Source organism: Serratia sp. Je.1.23.a, assembly GCF_051129805.1.
In the GTDB taxonomy this organism is placed as follows: Bacteria; Pseudomonadota; Gammaproteobacteria; order Enterobacterales; family Enterobacteriaceae; genus Serratia; species Serratia liquefaciens.
Genome location: NZ_JBCPSR010000002.1, coordinates 538,611 through 559,058 on the forward strand (window position 1 = coordinate 538,611; position 20,448 = coordinate 559,058).

Sequence of the window (20,448 nt, forward strand, 5' to 3'; positions counted from 1 at the left end):
TTTATCTCAATAACTGGTTATGCATACAGTTACCCCCTGCAAGAAAATATACAGGGGGTAATTAGTGCGTCACACTCATTTAGTTACTTCTTCCGATTCCGGTAATGTCACGTTGAGTTCAAGTACCGAAATATCATCCCCTTTCTGCTCAAACTGCACGTGCAGCATTTCAGGGTCGATTTGAATATATTTGCAAATTACCGCCAGAATATCGCGTTTCAAATCAGGCAGATACGGGGGCTCACTGTCCCCGCGACGACGCTCTGCGACGATAATCTGCAGCCGTTCCTTGGCTATATTGGCTGTCTGCTTTTTGCGGGACAGAAAGAAGTCTAGTAATGCCATGGTTTATCCCCCAAAAAGGCGTTTCAGGAAACCCTTCTTCTCTTCTTCAATGAAGCGGAAGGGGCGTTCTTCCCCTAACAGGCGGCTAACGGTATCGTCATAGGCTTTGCCGGCATCCGACTCGGCGTCGAGGATCACCGGTTCACCCTGGTTGGATGCGCGCAGTACGGATTGGTCTTCCGGGATAACGCCGACCAATGGAATGCGCAGAATTTCCAGCACGTCTTCCATGCTCAGCATGTCGCCACGGCTGACGCGACCTGGGTTGTAGCGGGTCAGCAGCAGGTGTTCCTTGATTGGCGATTCGCCTCTCTCGGCACGGCGAGATTTGGAAGACAAAATGCCCAGAATACGGTCAGAGTCACGTACTGAGGAGACTTCCGGGTTGGTGGTGATGATGGCTTCATCAGCAAAATACAGCGCCATCAGTGCGCCGGTTTCGATGCCCGCCGGAGAGTCACAAACCACAAAATCAAAATCCATTTCGCCCAGGTCGTTGAGGATCTTCTCAACGCCTTCGCGGGTTAACGCGTCTTTGTCACGCGTTTGCGAAGCTGGCAGGATAAACAGATTTTCGGTGCGCTTGTCTTTGATCAACGCCTGATTCAGTGTGGCATCACCCTGAATCACGTTAACGAAATCGTAAACAACCCGGCGTTCGCAGCCCATGATCAGGTCAAGATTACGCAGGCCGATATCGAAATCGATCACTACGGTTTTCTTTCCTTTTTGGGCTAAACCGGTAGCGATGGCCGCGCTTGAAGTGGTCTTGCCAACGCCCCCTTTACCCGATGTAACAACAATAATGCGTGCCATGAAATGGATTCCTTGTCAAAAGGGCTTAATTTAAAGGTTGTATGGTTAAAGCGTTATCCAACAGGCTGAGTCGTACTGCCTGCCCGACATAGTCGGACGGGATTTGGTCGCTCAACCAGTACTGCCCTGCGATAGAGACTAGCTCAGCACCCAGGTGCGTGCAAAAAATCTGGCACTGTGTATCACCTGATGCACCGGCCAGCGCACGACCGCGCATCATGCCGTAGACGTGAATGTTGCCATCGGCAATTAATTCAGCGCCGGCGCTAACGCTGCTGGTCACTATCAGATCGCTGTTGCGGGCATAAATTTGTTGGCCGGAACGGACAGGGGTACTGATGATGCGCGTCTTGGCGGGGGCGTTGGGATCCACCACCGGGGCTGGCGCAGGCGCCGGTTCCGGTGTGGCCATCTTTTGGCCTTTGCCTTCGTTCAGCAACGGCAGCCCGGCACGGGTTATTGCGCGTTTCTGCCGCTCATCTCTGCAACCGCTGATACCCACAACGCGCAGACCTGCTGCCGTGACAGCCTGTTGAAGTTCTTTCCAGTTTGCGTCGCCGTTCAGCGTTGCAACGTTGATAACAACAGGGGCGTTTTTCAAAAAAGCGGGCGCTTGCTCTACTTTTTCCAGTAACGCCTGACGTATTACCTCGGGTTCCGAATTATGCAAATGAACAACCGATAGGGTAAAACTGCTGCCTTTTAGCTCAATTGGCGATTGTGACATCTATCCTGACTCAGTCTCAGCAACTTTAAATCCCCGGAATACCAATCGGGGTGCGATATTCCGAAGTACTATAAGCATGTTATAGTCAGAGTTATATCCAGGCAAGACGCTGCCCCAATTAAATAGAGTTAAAAACATGCTTTGTGTGATCTATAGAAGTTCTAAACGCGATCAAACTTATCTTTATGTCGAAAAAAAAGACGATTTCTCCCGTGTGCCGGAAGATCTGATGAAAAGTTTCGGTACGCCGCAATTGGCAATGGTGCTTTCCCTTGAAGGGCGGGAAAAGTTAGCCTCGGCGGATATTGAGAAAGTGAAAGAAGCCCTGAAAGAAGAAGGGTTTTATCTTCAGGTCCCCCCGCCGTTGGAAAATTTATTAAACCAGCATTTGTCTGGCGACAAAAAATAACCTGCGAAGATGTAGGAGAGGCTGGAAGCGCTCAAAACTGATAAAGGAGCCGCGTGATGAGATTGTCGGCAATAACCCTGCTATCGACGCTGTTGACGTTAGGATGCACAGTCGGCCAACAGGCGATGGCGCAAGGGGCCACATCGGCGTCGGAAGCTTCGTCGGGCACAGCTACTCCTGCGGCTCAGAGCCGACTCTCTGAAACGGGTCGCGATCCTGCGCAGTTCCCGGCCTACGTTGAACAGTTAAAGCGCCAGGCGCTGGCGCAGGGCATCAGCCCGGCGATTGTCGACAGTGCTTTCACCGACGTGCATTTTGTCGATCGGGTGATCAAGGCTGACCGTAATCAGCCGGAAAAGAAAATCACGCTGGACGACTACCTCAAACGCGTATTGCCACCCGCCAAGATCGCACAAGGCCGTGCGCTGTATCAGCAGTATCATCCTAAGCTTTCGCGGCTCACCGCGCACTACGGCGTGCCGGGACGTTATGTCGTGGCACTCTGGGGCATGGAAAGCGCCTTCGGCAAAATCCAGGGGCGTGAAGATGTGATATCTGCGCTCGCCACCTTGGCTTTTGAAGGGCGACGCGAGGCGTTCTTCAGTCAACAGCTGATGGCGGCGCTGCAAATCCTCGAGCAGGGTCATGTCAGCCGCGAGCAGTTGAAAGGCTCCTGGGCCGGTGCCATGGGGCAATGCCAATTTATGCCGACGTCGTTCCTTAACTATGCTGCGGACGGCGACGGTGATGGCCGCATTGATATCTGGAACAACGTTGACGATGTCTTTGCCTCTACGGCCCGCTATCTGTCGAGCGAAGGCTGGCAGCGTGGTGTGGGTTGGGGCAGAGAGGTCAGGTTGCCTGCCGGGTTCAGCACCGAGGCTGTGGGGCTAAAGGATAGCCAGGCGCACAGCGTCAATGAATGGCAAAAACGCGGGGTGCGGCGTCCGGATGGTTCAGCGCTGCCGCATTCCAGCCTGCGCAGTTGGCTGATCACACCGGATGACATGCAGGGCCGTGCATTCCTGGTTTATGATAATTTCCGCACGATTATGCACTGGAATCGCTCTTACTATTTTGCGATCGGTGTGGGTATGATGGCTGACGGTATCGGGCAATAGAAAAAGGCTGCGGTGCCTCCACCAGCGCGTGGAATAACGGGCTTAGCATGCTAAGCCCCTACATGATTGTAGGGAGAGGCGGTATGTATCAACATAGAGACTGGCAGGGTTCATTACTTGATTTTCCGGTAAATAAAGTGGTTTGCGTCGGCAGTAATTACGCCGATCACATCAAGGAAATGGGCAGTGCAACCTCGGCAGAGCCGGTAGTGTTTATCAAGCCTGAAACGGCGCTGTGCGATATTCGCCAGCCGGTGGCGATCCCCAAAGAGTTTGGTTCGGTACATCATGAAGTGGAGCTGGCTGTGCTGATCGGTACGCCGCTAAAGCAGGCTAATGAAGATCGCGTGGCGCGTGCCATCGCCGGATACGGTGTTGCGCTTGATCTGACGCTGCGGGAACTGCAGGCGGGCTTCAAGAAGGCGGGGCAGCCTTGGGAAAAAGCCAAGGGTTTCGACGGTTCTTGCCCGATATCCGGGTTTATACCGGTAGCGGAGTTTGGCGATCCGCAAAATGCGGAGCTGTCCCTGACGGTCAATGACCAGGTGCGACAACAAGGCAATACTCGCGACATGATCACGCCGATCCTGCCGCTGATCAGCTATATGAGCCGCTTTTTCACGTTGCGCGCAGGCGACATTATCCTTACCGGCACGCCGCAGGGCGTCGGCCCGATGAGCTCTGGCGACATGCTGAAAGTCACCCTCAACGGTAAATCACTGACCACACGCGTGATTTGAAACCTGGGTAAAACGCAATAAAAAAGGCCCCGCAGGGCCTTTTTTTTCGGTGACGATAGGTCAAAATGCTTATTTACGGCCCAGTAAGAAACCGAAAACAATCCCGACGGCGGCGGCGATGGCTACGCCGGCCAGCGGGTTAGATTCAACCTGAGTCCGCACCGTATCGGCAGCATCTCGAGCCGCGTAACTGGCCTGAGAGGCATATTTGCGGGCTGCGCCTTTGACTTGATGATCCGGTGAGTCCGTTGCTTTACCAAAAGCTTCTTCAACGGCGCCGGCAGCTTCATTTACTTTGTCTTCTGCTTTCCCAAACATACTTGGTTCCTTATCTTCATTCAAAAGGCGAACATTAAACATAGCAGGGATATGCGCTTCTTGGCGGCAAAATGTGCTTTATGAGATGAATCTTACCCGTGAATAATGATGAACAGGGATATGGATGAGGGGGAAACGAAAGGATGATAGACCTGAGTTTTGTACGTATAATTAGACGATATGCCTGGTGTGTTTTATCCCTTTAAGCATCAAGGGTAACGGCCTGATAATACTGGCCGAAAATGTTGAATACCGTTGTTTTAAATAGCGTTTTTTTTAAGCGAACATATTGTTATCGCTATGATTATATTGTGTTTTCAGCCTTTCCATTTGGCTGGGATATCTATATAGTGCACCCTCAAAACCTGCTTGCAGGTTATCTATTCATTTACCTATACCGGACGCGAACATGTCACAAACCCCTTTTTGGCAACAAAAAACGCTGGCGGAAATGTCAGAACAAGAGTGGGAATCGCTGTGCGACGGTTGTGGGCAATGCTGTCTGAATAAGCTGATCGACGAAGATACCGACGAGATTTATTTCACCAACGTAGCCTGTAACCAGCTGAATATTAAGTCGTGCCAGTGCCGCAACTATGAGCGCCGCTTTGAGCTGGAAGAGGACTGCATCAAACTGACGCGTGAAAACCTTACCACCTTCGATTGGCTACCACCGACCTGCGCATACCGTTTGATTGGTGAAGGCAAGCCGCTGTTTGCGTGGCACCCGCTGGTCAGCGGTTCTAAAGCTGCGATGCACGGTGAGCGTATTACGGTACGACATATTGCGGTGCGGGAAAGTGAAGTGGTGGACTGGCAGGATCACATCTTGAACAAACCGAGCTGGGCGAGATAAGGAAAAAAGCCCCTGCAAAGATGAGGGGCAAGACACACAACAACACCAGGGAAATCGTTAAATATTAACTTGCGGATATTATAGGGATTCTCTGATAAAACTTCATCAAAATATCGATGCAATAATGCATCGCTATGATGAATTTTTTTGTATGAAGTGAGTGGCGAGGAAAATCGTTGCGCCAGAATTTTTGTGAGGTAAGACCGAAAAGTGAAGCGAGGCTTTCGTAGATAAGACATTTTACTCTTCTAACTTAATGTTATGTAAATTACGCGTCAAATCCTGCCCAGATGCTTCTTTTTAAACCTGATGTTAGGTAGTTTGAGCGCTCTCACGCTAAGTTTCGAGAGTAAAATAATGAAAATGATACGCCTGTTTGCCATAGCTGGAGCACTAATAGTGCTCGTTTATTACCTTACACATACCTAATCTCGCATTACCTCTGAAGATCATCAGTCACTCGATGAAAAACGGCGCCCTGAGGCGCCGTTTTTCATGCTGTCATGCTCAGCGACCAAACAGATCGCGGCGGCGTGGGCGGACAAATTGTGCCAGCAGCACAACGATAGCAATCAACAAATAAGCTGCAAAGATGCCAACCAGCCACTGCGGCATTTCCAGCGTCAAAAATTCCCATTGGCGTACCGAACAGTCACCTGAGGCGTGGAACACCGCAGGCAGCCATTTGTCCAGCGGCAGCCAGGATGGGAAGCTGACGAAGAAATCGCAGGTATTAAACGGCGAAGGGTGCAGTTGGATCATGGTGTGTTTCCACGCCAGCTGCAGGCCTTCCCAGGCACTGTAAATCCACAACAGAATAGCGGCATAACGCAGCGGCGTTTTCGGCGCGATGGCACCCAGCAGCGAGGCACCGAGAATGCCAAACAGCGCGCAGCGTTCGTAAATGCACATGACACAGGGTTGCAGCAGCATTACGTGCTGAAAGTAGAGTGCGACTAATTCCAGCGCCAGCGCAGTCAGGGCCATCAACAGCCAAGCACCGCGCCCCTGTGAGCAGCGGTTAAAGAATTGCAACATATATTTATTCTTCCATGCAGTAAGCAATTGAACTGGCAGTGTAAACCAATTCAACCCCGCTGCCAGCCACCTGAGCCGGATTCAGCACAAAAATAGTCGCTGACAGCGGAGCGGGTTTACAGGGTTAGTGTGCAGCGGCTTCGAGCGACGGCAGCGTCAGCCAATGCCACTGGGTCAGCAGGTCGGTCACGGGCGCCAGGGTAAATTGTACGCACAACAGACCAACCAGGGTTAATACCACAGTATAAGGCAATGCCATCCATACCATTCGCCCATAGGATAAGCGTACCAGGGGGGCCAGTGCGGAGGTCAGCAAGAACAGGAAGGCGGCCTGGCCATTCGGCGTGGCGACCGACGGCAAATTGGTCCCGGTATTAATGGCGACCGCTAACATTTCAAACTGCTTCAGGGAAATGGCGCCATTTTCAAATGCGGCGCGCGCTTCATTAATGTAAACCGTACCGACGAACACATTGTCGGATACTGAAGACAGCAAGCCATTGAACAGATAAAACAGCGAAAGTTGGGAAGAGGGTTCCGCCTGCAAAACGAATTGAATCACCGGGGTAAACAGGTGTTGCTCAATGATCACCGCCACCACGGTGAAAAATACCGTCAGCAGGGCGGTGAAGGGCAAGGCCTCCTGGAAGGCTTTGCCGATGGCGTGCTCATCGGTTACGCCACACAGGGAAGTGGCGAGGATAATCACCGACAGGCCAATCAGGCCAACCTCCGCCAGATGGAAGGCCAGGGCGACAATCAGCCAAACGCCGATAAGTGCCTGAACCACTAATTTGACCTGCTCTTGCTTACTGCGCCCGGCAGTCGCCTGGCGGTCAAACTCTGTCAGCACTTCGCGCACGCGCTCCGGGAGTTTTGCTCCGTAGCCGAAGACGCCGAAGCGCTCAAGCAGCAGGCAGACCAGCAGACCACAGATCAATACCGGTAAAGTGACGGGCGCCATGCGCAGGAAGAAGTCGACAAAGCCCCAGTCGGCGCTTTTGGCGATAATCAGGTTCTGCGGTTCGCCCACCATGGTCATCACACCGCCCAAGGCTGTACCGACACCAGCATGCATCAGCAGACTGCGCAAAAAGGCGCGGAACTGCTCCAGCGTCTGTTTGTTATCGTCGCTTACCAGGTTGCTGTCGTCGTTGACGTCGGCAGCGCCGCCGGAAGGGTTCGACACCACGTTGTGGTAAATCGAATAAAAACCGGTTGCGACGCTGATGACTACCGCAACCACCGTCAGCGCATCGAGGAAGGCGGACAAAAATGCCGCCGCAAAACAGAAGGCTAAAGACAGCAGTATTTTAGAGCGAATATTGAGCAGCAGCTTGGTGAAGACGAACAGCAGTAGCTGCTTCATAAAGTAGATGCCGGCCACCATAAAGATCAGCAACAGCAGGACTTCCAGATTATGGGCAATCTCTTCGCCCACCCGGTCGGGGCTGGTCATGCCGAACAATACCGCCTCAATGGCCAGCAGGCCGCCCGGCAGCAGGGGATAGCACTTCAGCGCCATCGCCAGCGTGAAGATAAATTCGATGACCAGCAGCCAACCCGCGATGAAGGGGTCGACCAGGAAGAAAACCAGCGGATTGACCAACAAGAAGATGAGGATGGCCAGTTTGTACCAGTCAGGTGATTGCCCGAGGAAGTTTTTCACCAGGGCACTGCGTAAAGTCGTTTCCATTATGCGTTACACGTCCTGAAAATAAGTTGTCACATATTACCCTAACAATGCCGCAGGGGCAGAAGCAATACGGGCTTGCTTTACGACGTGAAATTTCTCTGACGCGGTGTTTTTGCACGTTTTTTGCCACTTTATGCACACTTTCGTTTAATGTTTTTCGCTCACGCTATGTCATGCCAAGGCGATCTGGTATGATCAGCCGACTACTATTACTGATTATCGTTGCTACGGAACGTCAAACACATGGTCATAAAGGCGCAGAGTCCTGCCGGTTTCGCGGAAGAATACATTATCGAGAGTATCTGGAATAATCGCTTCCCTCCTGGCTCTATTTTGCCCGCGGAGCGTGAGCTTTCAGAATTGATTGGTGTTACGCGCACCACGTTACGCGAAGTTTTACAACGCCTGGCCCGTGATGGCTGGCTGACCATTCAGCATGGCAAACCGACCAAAGTAAATAATTTCTGGGAAACATCCGGCCTCAATATTCTTGAGACGGTGGCACGCCTCGATCACAAAAGTGTTCCACAGTTGATCGACAACTTGCTGTCGGTTCGTACCAATATTGCCGCAATCTTTATTCGCGCAGCGGTGCGTAATCATCCTGAGGCTGCTCAGGAAGTCTTGGCGAAAGCGACTCAGGTGGAAGATCAGGCGGACGCTTTCAACCTGTTGGACTACGAAATTTTCCGCGGTCTCGCATTCGCTTCCGGCAACCCGATTTACGGTCTGATCTTCAACGGCCTCAAAGGCCTGTACACCCGTGTCGGTCGTTACTACTTCTCAAATCCGGAGTCCCGCAAGCTGGCGCTGACTTTCTACAGCAAGCTGTCGACGCTGTGCCATGAAAAGTCGTACGATCAGGTGATGGATTGCGTGCGTAACTACGGTAAAGACAGCGGGGCCATCTGGCAGAGCATGCAAGGCACCATGCCGAGCGATCTGACCGAAGCCCGCCGTTAGTTTCACCTCTCGCATTACGCAAAAGGGGCGCCAGTGGCGCCCCTTTGTCATGGTCACTAATCCTACAGCGGAGTCGGCCGCGGCGGACAACGTTCCAGCAGCTCGACGCTGCCATCCTCGTTGAGCTGTTCCAGAATAATGTCGAAGCCCCACAGGCGGTGCAGGTGTTTCATCACCTCACGCCGACTTTTGTCCAGCGGCGCCCGGTCTTGTGGAATATAACGCAACGTCAATGAGCGATCGCCGCGCAAATCCACATTCCAGATCTGAATGTTCGGCTCGTGGTCGCTCAGGTTATATTGCGCAGACAGCTCCTGACGGATCGCCCGATAGCCCGCCTCATTATGGATCGCCGCAATCTCCAGGTAGTTATTGCGATCGTCATCGAGCACGGTGAACAGCCGGAAGTCACGCATGATTTTCGGGGACAGGAACTGGCTGATAAAACTTTCGTCCTTAAAATCACGCATGGCGAAGTGCAGCGTTTCCAGCCAGTCTTTACCGGCAATGTCCGGGAACCAGTAGCGATCTTCTTCGGTCGGCGACTGACAGATGCGCTTGATGTCCTGGAACATGGCAAAGCCCAACGCGTAAGGGTTAATCCCGTTGTAATAAGGACTATTGTAAGGCGGCTGGTACACCACGTTGGTGTGGCTGTGCAAAAACTCCAGCATAAAGCGTTCGGTCACCCGGCCTTCATCGTAAAGATGGTTGAGGATGGTGTAGTGCCAGAATGTCGCCCAGCCTTCGTTCATCACCTGCGTTTGTTTTTGCGGATAAAAATACTGGCTCACTTTGCGCACGATGCGCAGCACCTCACGCTGCCAGGGTTCCAGCAGCGGCGCATTTTTCTCCATAAAGTAGAGGATGTTCTCCTGCGGCTCGCTTGGATAGCGACGCGCTTGTTCAGGCGCCTCTTCGCGTTCTACCCGCGGCAGGGTCTTCCACAGCGTATTGACCTGACTCTGCAGGTACTCTTCGCGGCTCTTCTGGCGGGCTTTTTCTTCGACCAGGGAGATCTTCTGCGGGCGTTTATAGCGGTCCACGCCGTAGTTCATCAGCGCGTGGCAGGAATCGAGCAGCTTCTCCACTTCTTCAACGCCGTAGCGTTCTTCGCACTGACTGATGTAGTGGCGGGCGAACAACAGATAATCGACGATCGAACTGGCGTCGGTCCAACTGCGGAACAGGTAATTATTTTTGAAAAACGAGTTGTGGCCGTAGCAGGCGTGCGCCATGACCAGCGCTTGCATGGTGATGGTATTTTCTTCCATCAGGTAGGCGATGCAAGGGTTGGAGTTGATGACGATTTCATAGGCCAGCCCCTGCTGCCCATGTTTGTAGCGCTGCTCGGTCTCAATGAATTTTTTACCGAATGACCAATGGGTATAGTTAATCGGCATGCCGACGCTCGAATAGGCGTCCATCATCTGTTCTGAGGTAATCACCTCGATCTGATGCGGGTAGGTATCGAGCTTGTAATGTTTGGCTACGCGATCGATGTGCTCCAGATACACCTGCAGCAGCTCGAACGTCCAGTCCGGTCCATCGCTCAGACGTTTATCTTCCTTGACCTTTTCATGTGTTGAAGTAGTCATCAGCGCACCCTCGTTATTACGGACCTTGCTCGAACGGCAGACCCTAGATCAATCGTAGCTCAATCTGGGCAGAGGTAATAATGATATAAAGCTTAAAAATTCAACGATCTGACGTCGCCTTCCCGCTTCAGGAGACGACAGGGGCATTTTACGGCGAGTTTTTTCTGCTGAAGCGGCTGCGGATATGTATGAAATGTTATCTCGATGAAATGGCTTTTTAGTGGTTTTTTATTCTGTTTCTGTGGGCCTGTTTCATTTTTATGTTCTGTTAAAACCTTGTTGCGCGTCGTAGCTTTTCTTAGTGCTCTCAATGCTGTCAATGACAGCATAATAGGGGCCATTTCGCTCATTAATCTGCCTTTGACAACATCTTATCGCTATTTATAGGTAGCTATTGCAAAAGAACCGGCCATGAACGATAAATTAATTGTGAATGTTGTCACGTTTGATGATGAAGATGTTGGACGGATTTTTCCACTGAGTTAATTTCCTGTGAGCAGAAGATTATGCTTTGTGAAGCCTTGAGCTGGAGTCAGCGATGCGAGTGGTAATTTTAGGTAGTGGGGTGGTGGGCGTTGCCAGTGCCTGGTATTTGGCGAAGGCGGGGCATGAGGTGACGGTAATCGACCGTCAGCCTGGTCCGGCCATGGAAACCAGCGCGGCAAACGCCGGGCAAATCTCGCCGGGCTATGCGGCGCCGTGGGCTGCGCCTGGCGTACCGTTGAAGGCGATCAAATGGATGTTCCAGCGCCATGCGCCGCTGGCGGTTCGTTTGGACGGCAGCCGTTTCCAACTGAGCTGGATGTGGCAGATGCTGAAAAACTGTAACACCGAACACTACATGACCAACAAAGGTCGCATGGTGCGGTTGGCGGAATACAGCCGCGATTGCATCAAAGCGTTGCGCCAGGAAACCGGCATTCAGTACGAAGGCCGTCAGGGCGGCACCCTGCAGCTGTTTCGCACCCAGCAACAGTTTGAAAGCGCCTCCAAGGACATCGCGGTGCTGGAAGACGCCGGCGTGCCTTACAAACTGTTGGAAGCCAGTCAACTGGCCACCGTCGAACCTGCGCTGGCGCAGGTGGCGCATAAGCTGACCGGCGGTCTGCAACTGCCAAATGATGAAACCGGCGATTGCCAACTCTTCACCCAGCAGTTAGCCAAACTGGCCCAGCAAGCGGGCGTGACTTTCCTGTATAACCGCAGCGTCGATCGCCTGCTGGTGGAAGGGGATAAAATCAGCGGCGTGCAATGTGGTGGGGAGATCTTCAAGGCCGACAGCTACGTGGTGGCCTTTGGTTCGTATTCCACCGCGCTGCTGCGCGATCTGGTCTCGATCCCTGTGTATCCTTTGAAAGGCTACTCACTGACCATTCCCATTACGGATGAGGCCGCGGCACCATTCTCGACCGTTTTGGATGAAACTTACAAAATCGCCATCACCCGTTTCGACCAGCGTATTCGCGTCGGTGGCATGGCGGAAATTGTCGGTTTTAATACCCAGCTCGAACAAAAACGCCGCGAGACGCTAGAGATGGTGGTACGCGATCTTTACCCTAACGGTGGGCGGGTGGAGGAAGCTACTTTCTGGACCGGTTTACGTCCGATGACGCCGGACGGCACGCCGATTGTCGGCAAGACTTCGCTGAAAAACCTGTTCCTGAATACCGGGCATGGCACGCTGGGTTGGACAATGGCCTGTGGTTCTGGCCAGCTGCTTTCCGATCTGATTTCCGGCATCACGCCGGCTATTCCGTCAGATGACCTGGCGGTAGCGCGCTACAGCGCCGGATTTCGCAGCGCTTACACTGCGCCCTTGAATGATGTGCATCACGCGCGTTAAAAACCTTAATTAGACAATGTTGCGGTCGCGGGCGTAGGTCCGTGACCGCATTCGCAGGTCCGTAGGAGTTCCCATGCCTCGCCCGATTACCGCCACGCTGCACCTTGGCGCCTTTGAAAATAACCTGCAAGTGGTCCGTCGCTGTGCTCCAAGTGCCAAAGTCTGGTCAGTGGTCAAGGCCAATGCTTATGGTCATGGCATTAAACATGTTTGGCGTAGCATGGCGCAAACGGATGGTTTTGCCCTGTTGGATCTCGCCGAAGCGATTATGCTGCGCGAGTCAGGTTGGCAAGGGCCGATTTTGCTGTTGGAAGGTTTTTTCAAAGCGCAGGATTTAGCCCTGCTGGATCGCTACCGTTTAACGACCTCGGTGCACAGCGATTGGCAACTGGCGGCGATAGCTGAAGCCAAACTATCGGCACCGCTGGATGTTTACCTGAAAGTGAACAGCGGTATGAACCGTCTGGGGTTTGCCCCAGAGCGGTTGCACGCCGTTTGGCTGAAAGCTCAGCAGATAAGCAATATTGCCAGCCTGACGCTAATGAGCCATTTCGCCACCGCCGACGGTCCACAGGGCGTCGAAGCGCAGATGGCGACCATTAAGACAGCGGCGGCGGGCATTACTGCGCCGCGCTGTCTGGCCAACTCTGCCGCCACCTTGTGGCATCCGGAAACCCATTGCAGTTGGGTGCGGCCGGGCATAGTTCTCTATGGCGCTTCGCCGAGCGGCCAATCGCAGGATATTGCCGACAGCGGGCTGCAGCCTACGATGACCTTGAGCAGCGAAATTATTGGTGTTCAAACGCTAAAACAGAACGATCAGGTTGGCTATGGCTGGCGTTATCGCGCCGAAGGTGCACAACGCATCGGGGTGGTAGCCTGCGGCTATGCAGACGGCTACCCGCGCCATGCGCAAACGGGCACGCCGGTCTGGGTGGATGGCGTGCTGACGCGAACGCTGGGTACGGTGTCGATGGACATGCTGGCGGTCGATCTGACGCCTTGCCCGCATGCCAATATTGGTGCTGAAGTGGAGTTGTGGGGGCGGCGCCTGCCGGTTGACGATGTCGCTGCCGCGGCAGGCACGCTGGGCTATGAATTGCTGACGGCGTTGGCTGCCAGAGTGCCTATCGTTACCGAGGCCTGAGCCTCAGGCAATTTTCTTCAGTTGCCCCTTGATTTGCTTGCTGCGCTGCCGTGCGTGCAGCGCCAGCAGGCAACCTACCAGCATCACCAGCGCCAGCGACAGCTTGGGCTGCAACGGCAGCGCCATCGCCAACAGACCCAGGCCTGCGCCGCCGGCCATCTGCACAAAACCTACCAGCGCAGAAGCGACACCGGCCTCGTTGGAGTAGGGCTCAAGCGCATAACTGGTCGCCGGGCCCATCACGAAGGCTAAGCCCGCGCAGGCGCTGGCGACGGGCAGCATATAGGCCAGCCAGTGAGTTTGCGCCGAGCCGGAAAGCCAGGTAACCCCGAGCAGCAGGCCTACACACCCGATACCCATCAGAATTCCCCCGGTTGCCAGACACACCGGGCGTCCCACCTTGTGAATGATGCGGTTGGCAAAGAAACTCACCAGCATGATCCAAAAACCGTTGGCACCAAACACCAGAGAGAATTGCAATGGCGTCAGGCCGGCGGTGCCCATCAGCACGTTGGGTGCCAGCGAGACGTAGGTCAATGCCATACCCATCGCGCCGGAGTTGACCACGGCGAAGGACAGAAAACGGCGATCTTTGAGGATGCGAGCATATTGGCGTACCGGTAAACCTTTAACACGCACCGTGTCTGCCGGGCGGGTTTCCGGCAGGCGCAGAGCGATCAACACCAGCACGGCCAGGGCATAACATACCAGGAACCAGAAAGGCGCGCGCCAGCCTAAGGCTTCCGCCAGTAACCCACCCAGCAGCGGGGCCAGTGCGGGAATAATGTTAAGCGTGCCGTTGAGGAAGCCGAAGGCGCGAGCCGCGTCGTCGCCGTTCATCCGATCGCGCACGCCGCTAAAAGCCACAACGGCGGTACAGCAGACCGCTACGCCCTGCAGCAAACGTGAAGCGACGAACACCGTCGGTGTGGTGGCCAGCGCGGCCATGGTGGCACCAATCATGTAGATGATGATACCGGCCAGCGCCACGGGTTTGCGGCCGTAGTTGTCCACCAGTGGCCCGGCAATAATCTGCCCAAGACCCAGCACCAAAATGAACAGTGAAATGGTGGACTGGATCAGCGCTTCACTGCTGTTAAGGCCAAGAGCGATGGCCGGGATAGTTGGCAGATAAAGATCGATACCCAGCGGGCCGAGCAGCACCAGGCTAAGGAGCAGAAACAGAAATTTTTGCATAACAAAAACAGCACATCCGAGTGACAAAGAGGGCTAGAGTAGAGACTCTGGCGATAAATGGAAAGGGGCAAAACATCGGCCGACCTTCGGCATGCCTAACTTACTGGAATCATAGCGACGCGGCTTTGCGATAGTAAAGTGCGGAGATGGTATCCGCCACGTAGCGGGCCTGATGTTTGGCGTCGTCCAGCGCACGATGCGGTGTGCCTTCGAATGCCCGTTCTTTTTTCGGATTAAAGCCCAGCAATTCGGCCAGAGTGATCACCGTACGCACGTCCTGTGTGTCCCAAAACTTCCACGGGCAGGGCATGTCCAGTTGCTGAAAGGCATGCTCGAGGATAGTGCAGTCGAACTCCTTGCCATTGCCCCAGACTTTAACCTGGTCAGTGCTGTTCATATGGATAAAGCGACTCAGGTTGGTCAGCGTGCGCTTGAGGCTCTCCGTGCCGCCGAACGCCAGCTTGCGCGCTTCGTCCGACTGCTTGGCCCACCAGGCGACGGTATCCAGGCTGATGGTTCTGCCTGGCTGATCTTTTTGGCTGCTGACGGCATTTTCAAATTCGGCACCGAGCTGGCCGGTTTGGGGATCGAAAAACACGGCGGCCACCACCAGGATCACCGCGCTCGGTTTTATGTCCAGCGTTTCTATGTCTAACATCAGATGGTGCATGGGGGACTCCCGGCTGGTAGAGATAAAAATAATGTTACTACAAACCGGATCAGGATGCGCCGTCAGCGTCGGCGATTGCCGGCGGTATTTGCCAGCGTGACAGCCAGCACGGCCAACAGCACCAGAGCTACCGCTGGCGCCAAAACGCCCCACGGCGCCCGTTCGATATAGGGCATGCCCTCGGCCAGTACCAGCCCCCATTCCGCGCTGGGTGGCTGTGGCCCCAGGCCAAGAAAACCCAGTGCCGCCAGCGCCAGCGCAATACCCGGCAGGCGCAGCATGGCGTGGCGCAGCAGGGGAACCCACAGCGCCGGCAAAAGGTAGTGCGTCAGGGTACGCCAGCGGCCGATCCCCAACACTGGCAACATGCGGATATAGGGCTGAGTGCGGGCTTCAGCCAACAGCGAAGCGCAATGAGCGGACAGCGGCGCCCAACTGACCAGCATTACCGCGCAGGCAGCACCGAAGGGGGAAGGCCCGGTGACAGCGGTGACCAACAGCCCTGCGACTATCGGTGGTGTGGCGTTGGCCAACTCAATAACCCCGCACATCAGGCGAGGCATCAACCCGAACGCTATCCCCAGGAACAGCGAAGCGAAGCTGACTGCCAGCGCCAACAGGCTGGTATTCAGTGCACCGTAGGCGACACGTGCCAGAATGTCCCGGCCGGTGGCGTCTGCGCCAAAGGGCAGATCCAGGCTGGGTGGCTGCAGACGGATATGCAGTGACGAAAAGGGATCGCGGATGATCCCGCTCAGCACTAACAGACACAGCAACAGCGCCGCGACGGCGGCAAAAATATAACTCGCCCGGCTGCTGTGCTGTGGCGGCGTTGAATTGGGTAATGCGGCGGCTATTCGGCCCAGCAACAGGTAATGGGCTCCCTGCATCAGGAAACCGGTGCCGAAGGCCAGCAGCAACAGGATCAGGATCCCGCATTGCAAGGCGGGCAGATCCTGAGCGATGGCGGCCCCCAATGTTGCCCGGCCCAGTCCCGGTATGGCGAACACTTTCTCGACGGCGATCGCGCCGCCGGTCAGTCCAATCAGCACTAAACCGACCTGAGGCAGCAGTGCAGGCAGCGTGCGGCGCAGAACGGCCAACAGGCAATGCCGCCGGGCGATACCGGCAAGGCTCCAGGTCAGCAACCAGCGTTCGGAGAAGGTTGCGGCCAGGCCGTCATTGAGCAACAGCGCCAGCAGGCCGCCGGCCGGTAAGCCCAGAGCCAGTGCCGGCAGAATGGCATGTTGCAGGCTTTGCCAGCCGTAGGGAGGAAACCACTGCAGCCAGACGGCGCCAACGATCAACAGCAGCGCTGCCAGCAAAAATTCGGGCAGTGCGGTCAGGGATACCGCCAACACGCCTGCGGGACGGTAGTTCTCGCCATGCAGGCCGCGCCACAGGGTTGGCAACGCCAGCAGTATCGCCACCACTACTGCGACGGCCAGCGCGTAGCCCATCAGCGTCAGAGAAACCCCTGTGGCCTGCAACATGCCTTCCAGCACCGGGCGACCGGAAATCCACGAGTTGCCGGCATCACCCCGCAGCACGCCGTGAAACCAGCGGCCAAGCAGCAGCAAGGGCCCGTCGTCCAGGCCATATTGCTGACGAATGGCATTCAGGGCTTCCGGGGTAGCCTCTTGTTCACCCGAACGCGCCCGCAGCAAGCTGAGCGCAGGATCGCGCCCGGACAGCCAAGGCATTAGGCCAATCAATACGATCATCCCCAGCAGCGAGAACAGGCGTGAGGCGAGTGGCAATAGTCGTTGCGCTTTTTCCATCAAGGTTGCTCTGGGGCGATGAAGCTGCGAGGCGTCACCAACAAGCGTTCACGCGGATCGCGCTCTGCGCTCCTCATTACGGCAGCTTCCCCCTGGATCACGCGTTCATGCAGCAAGGGTATCGCTGCATGGGTTGCCAGAATGCGACTTTCTGCCGCGATGATGGCCTGGCGTCGTTGTGGCCCGGCAGGAATGGCTGCGGCCTGAGTCAATGCTTCGTCCACCTGCGGATCGCACAGTTGAGCAATATTGAAGGAACCCCGGCAGGCGAAGTCACTGTACATGTAGGCCAGAGGATCGCCAGAGTCCAGCACCGTGGCTCGCGACAAGATAAAGGCGTCGAATTTACCCGCCAGCGCATCGGCTTCAATGTGCGCATATTCCCGCACTTCCTGCGTTACCACAAAACCGGCGGCGCTGAGCTGCTGCGCCAGATACACCGCCACTTCGGGTAGCTCGGCGCGATCGCTGAAAGTGGCCAGGATGATGGTTTTGCCTTCAACCGTGGTTGGCGGCAGAGTCGGTTGCGGCTGGCGCAAGGGCGCGGCCCAACGCAGGGCGGGCCCCAGCAGCCCGGAGGCAATATCGGCGCGGCCTTCGTAAACGTTGTCCACCAACGGGCGACGCTGGATCGCCGCGGCGGCGGCGGCGCGCATGGCCGGATCGCGGAAAACACCGATTCGGGTGTTCAGATACAGCGTATTGGTGCGTGGCATGGGCACTTCGTGGATCAATTCTGCCGCAATTAACGGTAACTGCGAGACTGGCAGCGCCTCTACCAAATCGGCGCTGCCGGTGCGCAGGGCAGCAGCACGGGCGGCGCTATCCGGGACAAAGTTGACGTCGATTCCTGGGGCGGCCGCTTTCTCGCCCCAATAGCCGTCGAAGCGGTTTAAACGTGCACTACTGGTGCCGTTGATCTCTGTTAGCACGAAGGCGCCGGTTCCGGCCTGCAAGGGATTAACCACCCCGTTGGCGCCATAGGCCCGTTCGGCGAGGATCGCCAATTGTGGGCTGGACAACCGCTGCGGGAGGAGCGGATCGGGCACGGCGGTTGTGATCACGACAGCATGATCACCTTCTGGGACGATAGCCAATTCGACGCCGTCAAGAATGCGCGGTTTGGGGGCCGCGTTCATCGCCGCTGAAAGCGAACGCACCACGCTGTCCGGGGTCATCGCGCTACCATCATGGAAATTGACTCCCGATCGTAGTACGAAGCGCCAGCGGTGTTGATCCAGCTGTTGCCATTCGGTTGCCAGCGCCGGTTCAGCGTCGCCGTCGGCGTTCAGCACCACCAGCGTTTCGGCGGTGCTCCAGCGCGAAAGTTTAAACGCGTCATCGCTCAACGGCGTGAGCCCAGAGCGTGGGGGCTGAAGCATCGCCAGTCGGATGCGCCGTTCGTCGCCGGTGCTTTCTTTGGGGTCAACAGGGTCAAAGCAGCCGACGAGCAGCAAACTGCCGGCGAGCAGGCAGCCGGTTGGGCCAATAAAGCGCGGGTTGAACATGCAAAACTCCTCAAAATTTTAGTGCTGGAAAAAGGACGGCAACAGCGGAATGGCGTCGATCAAACGGCGGGTAGCGGAATGCCTCGGGGCGTGAAGCAGTTCATGGGTGGGGCGGTCTTCCACAATGACGCCAGACGCCATCACCAGCGTGCGCTGACATAAGGCGGCAACCAGTGAAATATCGTGGGAGACAAGCAACATGCCCATATTTTGCTGACGAGCAATCTGGTCGAGCAGGGCGATGATCTGCTGACGCAGCGGCAAATCCAGGCCGCTGACCGGTTCATCGGCCAGTAAAAAACGGGGTTTCAGCGCAATAGCACGCGCCAGGGCTACCCGTTGCGCCTGCCCGCCGGAAAGTTGCCCGGCGCGCACATACAGCAGGCTTTCATCCAATTCGACCTGTCGCAAAGCCCGTTCGGCAGCGATACCCCAATCCTGACGTGGACCAAGTTGGCGCAAGGGCGCGGTAATTAGTTCGACTACTCTGTGGCGAGGGTTGAGCGAAGCATGGGCGTCCTGAGGTACGTACTGCACTAACCGCCGGTACCAGCGCAATCTATGAACCGGGGCGGGGCGAATTTCCTCGCCCTGGCACAGAATATGGCCGGCGTCCGCCGCTTCTAGCGCCAGCAACAGCTTAAGCAGCGTTGATTTCCCGGCTCCGGAGCAGCCCACTAATCCAACGCGTTGTGCGGAGTACAGATTCAGATCGGTGGGTTGTAGCCCACCGGCCCCTGATGAATATTGTCGGCAGACCTGCTGCAGGCTGATAAAGGGCATTTCCCCGCTCATGGGCATATTGTTCATGCCGTTACCCTGCCAGGCTCAGTGATGGGGGCCGGTTAAATGCCGGGCGTTGAGCACTGGCGACCAGCTGTTGGGTGTATGGATGCTGGGGGTGCTGTAACAATCGGGCGAAGGAGCCCTGTTCGGCTATTTCCCCGTTCACCAGCACGATGGCACGTTGACAAAGACCGGCGGCAACGGCGAGATCGTGAGTAATAAACAGTAACGCCGGCGCGCTGGGGCGTTCGGTGTAGCTTTTCAGGATATCAATCAGCTGATGCTGGCTGACCATGTCCAGAGCGGTGGTGGGTTCATCGGCAATAAGCAGGCTTTTCTCACCGAGCAAGGCCAGTGCTGCGCATATTCGCTGACATTGGCCCCCGGACAGTTGATTGGGGTAACGCGTCATAACGTTGTCCGCCGACATTCCCAACGCTGTCAGTAATTCCGCAGCGCAGTTCTGGGCCTGGCATTTCATCAGGGGATTTTGGCTGCGTAGCGCCAGGGTCAATTGCTGGCCCACGGTGGTCAGGGGATTGAGGCTGGTAAAAGGATCCTGAAAAATGGCTGCCAATTCAGTGTTTTTACGCCGTTGCAAACGCAGACCATTAACTTCTCGCCCTTGCAGTCGAATCGAACCGCTAACCGTTGCTCCGACCGGCAGCGTGCCAAGAATGGCGGCGGCGGTCAGTGATTTGCCGGAACCCGATGCGCCCAGCAGGCATAAACGTTCACCTGCATGCAAAGTGAAGCTCAGATCGTGGATCTTGACCTCTGCGTTCAGTGAGAGCGTCAGGTGTTCTACGGTAAGTAACGGCGGGGTTTGGCTTTCCATTAATGCATCTGTGTTGGCTTGTTGTGATATGTAATAACATAACATTCAAGC

Annotated in this window: 21 protein-coding genes; 7 read left to right on the forward strand and 14 right to left on the reverse strand. The window is 55.5% G+C overall.

Going from position 1 to position 20,448, the window contains the following annotated elements; genetic code table 11:
• Positions 1–75 precede the first annotated feature (75 nt).
• The 3 genes from minE to minC are packed head-to-tail and all read right to left on the reverse strand — an operon-like array spanning position 76 to position 1,888.
• A complete protein-coding gene (minE, locus tag AAZT04_RS10325) occupies positions 76–345 on the reverse strand; it encodes a cell division topological specificity factor MinE (RefSeq protein ID WP_012145482.1) in 270 nt (89 codons plus the stop codon).
• 3 nt (positions 346–348) lie between these two features.
• Entirely contained in the window at positions 349–1,161 is an 813-nt protein-coding gene (gene minD, locus AAZT04_RS10330) for a septum site-determining protein MinD (RefSeq protein ID WP_020827242.1), read from the reverse strand.
• A gap of 25 nt (positions 1,162–1,186) precedes the next feature.
• On the reverse strand, positions 1,187–1,888 hold the full coding sequence (gene minC / locus AAZT04_RS10335; RefSeq protein WP_020827241.1) for a septum site-determining protein MinC: 702 nt from the start codon (positions 1,886–1,888) through the stop codon (positions 1,187–1,189).
• Between the two features lie 136 nt (positions 1,889–2,024).
• Here minC and AAZT04_RS10340 point away from each other — a divergent pair, with 136 nt between their 5' ends.
• The 3 genes from AAZT04_RS10340 to AAZT04_RS10350 all read left to right on the forward strand — a co-directional run bounded on the left by AAZT04_RS10340 (position 2,025) and on the right by AAZT04_RS10350 (position 4,158).
• Positions 2,025–2,297: a YcgL domain-containing protein gene (locus tag AAZT04_RS10340; RefSeq protein ID WP_020827240.1), complete on the forward strand. Its 273-nt coding sequence runs from the start codon at positions 2,025–2,027 to the stop codon at positions 2,295–2,297.
• 56 nt (positions 2,298–2,353) lie between these two features.
• Positions 2,354–3,418, forward strand: coding sequence for a lytic murein transglycosylase (locus AAZT04_RS10345; protein ID WP_048760115.1), 1,065 nt, complete (start codon positions 2,354–2,356; stop codon positions 3,416–3,418).
• Between the two features lie 83 nt (positions 3,419–3,501).
• The gene (locus AAZT04_RS10350; protein WP_044551811.1) at positions 3,502–4,158 is read left to right on the forward strand and encodes a fumarylacetoacetate hydrolase family protein; all 657 of its coding nucleotides are present in this window, start codon (positions 3,502–3,504) and stop codon (positions 4,156–4,158) included.
• Positions 4,159–4,227: 69 nt separating this feature from the next.
• Here AAZT04_RS10350 and AAZT04_RS10355 read toward each other — a convergent pair whose 3' ends face one another.
• Positions 4,228–4,476, reverse strand: a complete 249-nt coding sequence (locus tag AAZT04_RS10355) for a CsbD family protein (protein WP_012145476.1) — start codon at positions 4,474–4,476, stop codon at positions 4,228–4,230.
• A gap of 409 nt (positions 4,477–4,885) precedes the next feature.
• On the opposite strand from AAZT04_RS10355, the gene AAZT04_RS10360 reads away from it, so the two are divergent.
• Complete coding sequence (locus tag AAZT04_RS10360; RefSeq protein WP_020827237.1) at positions 4,886–5,332, forward strand: YcgN family cysteine cluster protein; 447 nt, start codon at positions 4,886–4,888, stop codon at positions 5,330–5,332.
• Between the two features lie 507 nt (positions 5,333–5,839).
• Here the strand turns inward: AAZT04_RS10360 and dsbB are convergent.
• Together dsbB and nhaB are read right to left on the reverse strand one after the other, a co-directional pair.
• Entirely contained in the window at positions 5,840–6,370 is a 531-nt protein-coding gene (gene dsbB, locus AAZT04_RS10365) for a disulfide bond formation protein DsbB (RefSeq protein WP_020827236.1), read from the reverse strand.
• Between the two features lie 124 nt (positions 6,371–6,494).
• On the reverse strand, positions 6,495–8,066 hold the full coding sequence (gene nhaB, locus AAZT04_RS10370) for a sodium/proton antiporter NhaB (RefSeq protein ID WP_434679933.1): 1,572 nt from the start codon (positions 8,064–8,066) through the stop codon (positions 6,495–6,497).
• A gap of 243 nt (positions 8,067–8,309) precedes the next feature.
• On the opposite strand from nhaB, the gene fadR reads away from it, so the two are divergent.
• A complete protein-coding gene (gene fadR, locus AAZT04_RS10375; RefSeq protein WP_020827234.1) occupies positions 8,310–9,029 on the forward strand; it encodes a fatty acid metabolism transcriptional regulator FadR in 720 nt (239 codons plus the stop codon).
• A 62-nt stretch (positions 9,030–9,091) separates the two neighbouring features.
• Here fadR and AAZT04_RS10380 read toward each other — a convergent pair whose 3' ends face one another.
• Both AAZT04_RS10380 and AAZT04_RS10385 read right to left on the reverse strand, forming a co-directional pair.
• Positions 9,092–10,627 carry a SpoVR family protein gene (locus AAZT04_RS10380; protein ID WP_020827233.1) on the reverse strand — a complete coding sequence of 512 codons (1,536 nt, stop codon included), beginning with the start codon at positions 10,625–10,627 and terminating at the stop codon, positions 9,092–9,094.
• A gap of 92 nt (positions 10,628–10,719) precedes the next feature.
• Positions 10,720–10,977 (reverse strand): hypothetical protein, encoded by a 258-nt coding sequence (locus AAZT04_RS10385; protein WP_434679935.1) that lies wholly within the window; start codon positions 10,975–10,977, stop codon positions 10,720–10,722.
• A 188-nt stretch (positions 10,978–11,165) separates the two neighbouring features.
• Here AAZT04_RS10385 and AAZT04_RS10390 point away from each other — a divergent pair, with 188 nt between their 5' ends.
• A complete protein-coding gene (locus AAZT04_RS10390) occupies positions 11,166–12,470 on the forward strand; it encodes a D-amino acid dehydrogenase (protein ID WP_046373355.1) in 1,305 nt (434 codons plus the stop codon).
• A gap of 73 nt (positions 12,471–12,543) precedes the next feature.
• Complete coding sequence (gene dadX, locus AAZT04_RS10395) at positions 12,544–13,617, forward strand: catabolic alanine racemase DadX (RefSeq protein ID WP_128864704.1); 1,074 nt, start codon at positions 12,544–12,546, stop codon at positions 13,615–13,617.
• Between the two features lie 3 nt (positions 13,618–13,620).
• Here the strand turns inward: dadX and AAZT04_RS10400 are convergent, their stop codons facing one another.
• From AAZT04_RS10400 to AAZT04_RS10425, 6 genes are all read right to left on the reverse strand, one after another.
• Positions 13,621–14,814 (reverse strand): multidrug effflux MFS transporter, encoded by a 1,194-nt coding sequence (locus tag AAZT04_RS10400; protein WP_434679938.1) that lies wholly within the window; start codon positions 14,812–14,814, stop codon positions 13,621–13,623.
• A gap of 109 nt (positions 14,815–14,923) precedes the next feature.
• A complete protein-coding gene (locus AAZT04_RS10405) occupies positions 14,924–15,484 on the reverse strand; it encodes a 3'-5' exonuclease (protein ID WP_046373357.1) in 561 nt (186 codons plus the stop codon).
• 62 nt (positions 15,485–15,546) lie between these two features.
• Positions 15,547–17,265: an ABC transporter permease subunit gene (locus AAZT04_RS10410; protein ID WP_434679940.1), complete on the reverse strand. Its 1,719-nt coding sequence runs from the start codon at positions 17,263–17,265 to the stop codon at positions 15,547–15,549.
• Positions 17,265–18,773, reverse strand: coding sequence for an ABC transporter substrate-binding protein (locus AAZT04_RS10415; protein ID WP_371078049.1), 1,509 nt, complete (start codon positions 18,771–18,773; stop codon positions 17,265–17,267). The genes AAZT04_RS10410 and AAZT04_RS10415 overlap by 1 nt, the downstream gene beginning before the upstream one ends.
• An 18-nt stretch (positions 18,774–18,791) precedes the next feature.
• Positions 18,792–19,574 (reverse strand): ABC transporter ATP-binding protein, encoded by a 783-nt coding sequence (locus AAZT04_RS10420; protein WP_048760281.1) that lies wholly within the window; start codon positions 19,572–19,574, stop codon positions 18,792–18,794.
• 13 nt (positions 19,575–19,587) lie between these two features.
• Positions 19,588–20,397 (reverse strand): ATP-binding cassette domain-containing protein, encoded by an 810-nt coding sequence (locus AAZT04_RS10425; RefSeq protein WP_434679943.1) that lies wholly within the window; start codon positions 20,395–20,397, stop codon positions 19,588–19,590.
• Positions 20,398–20,448 lie beyond the last annotated feature (51 nt).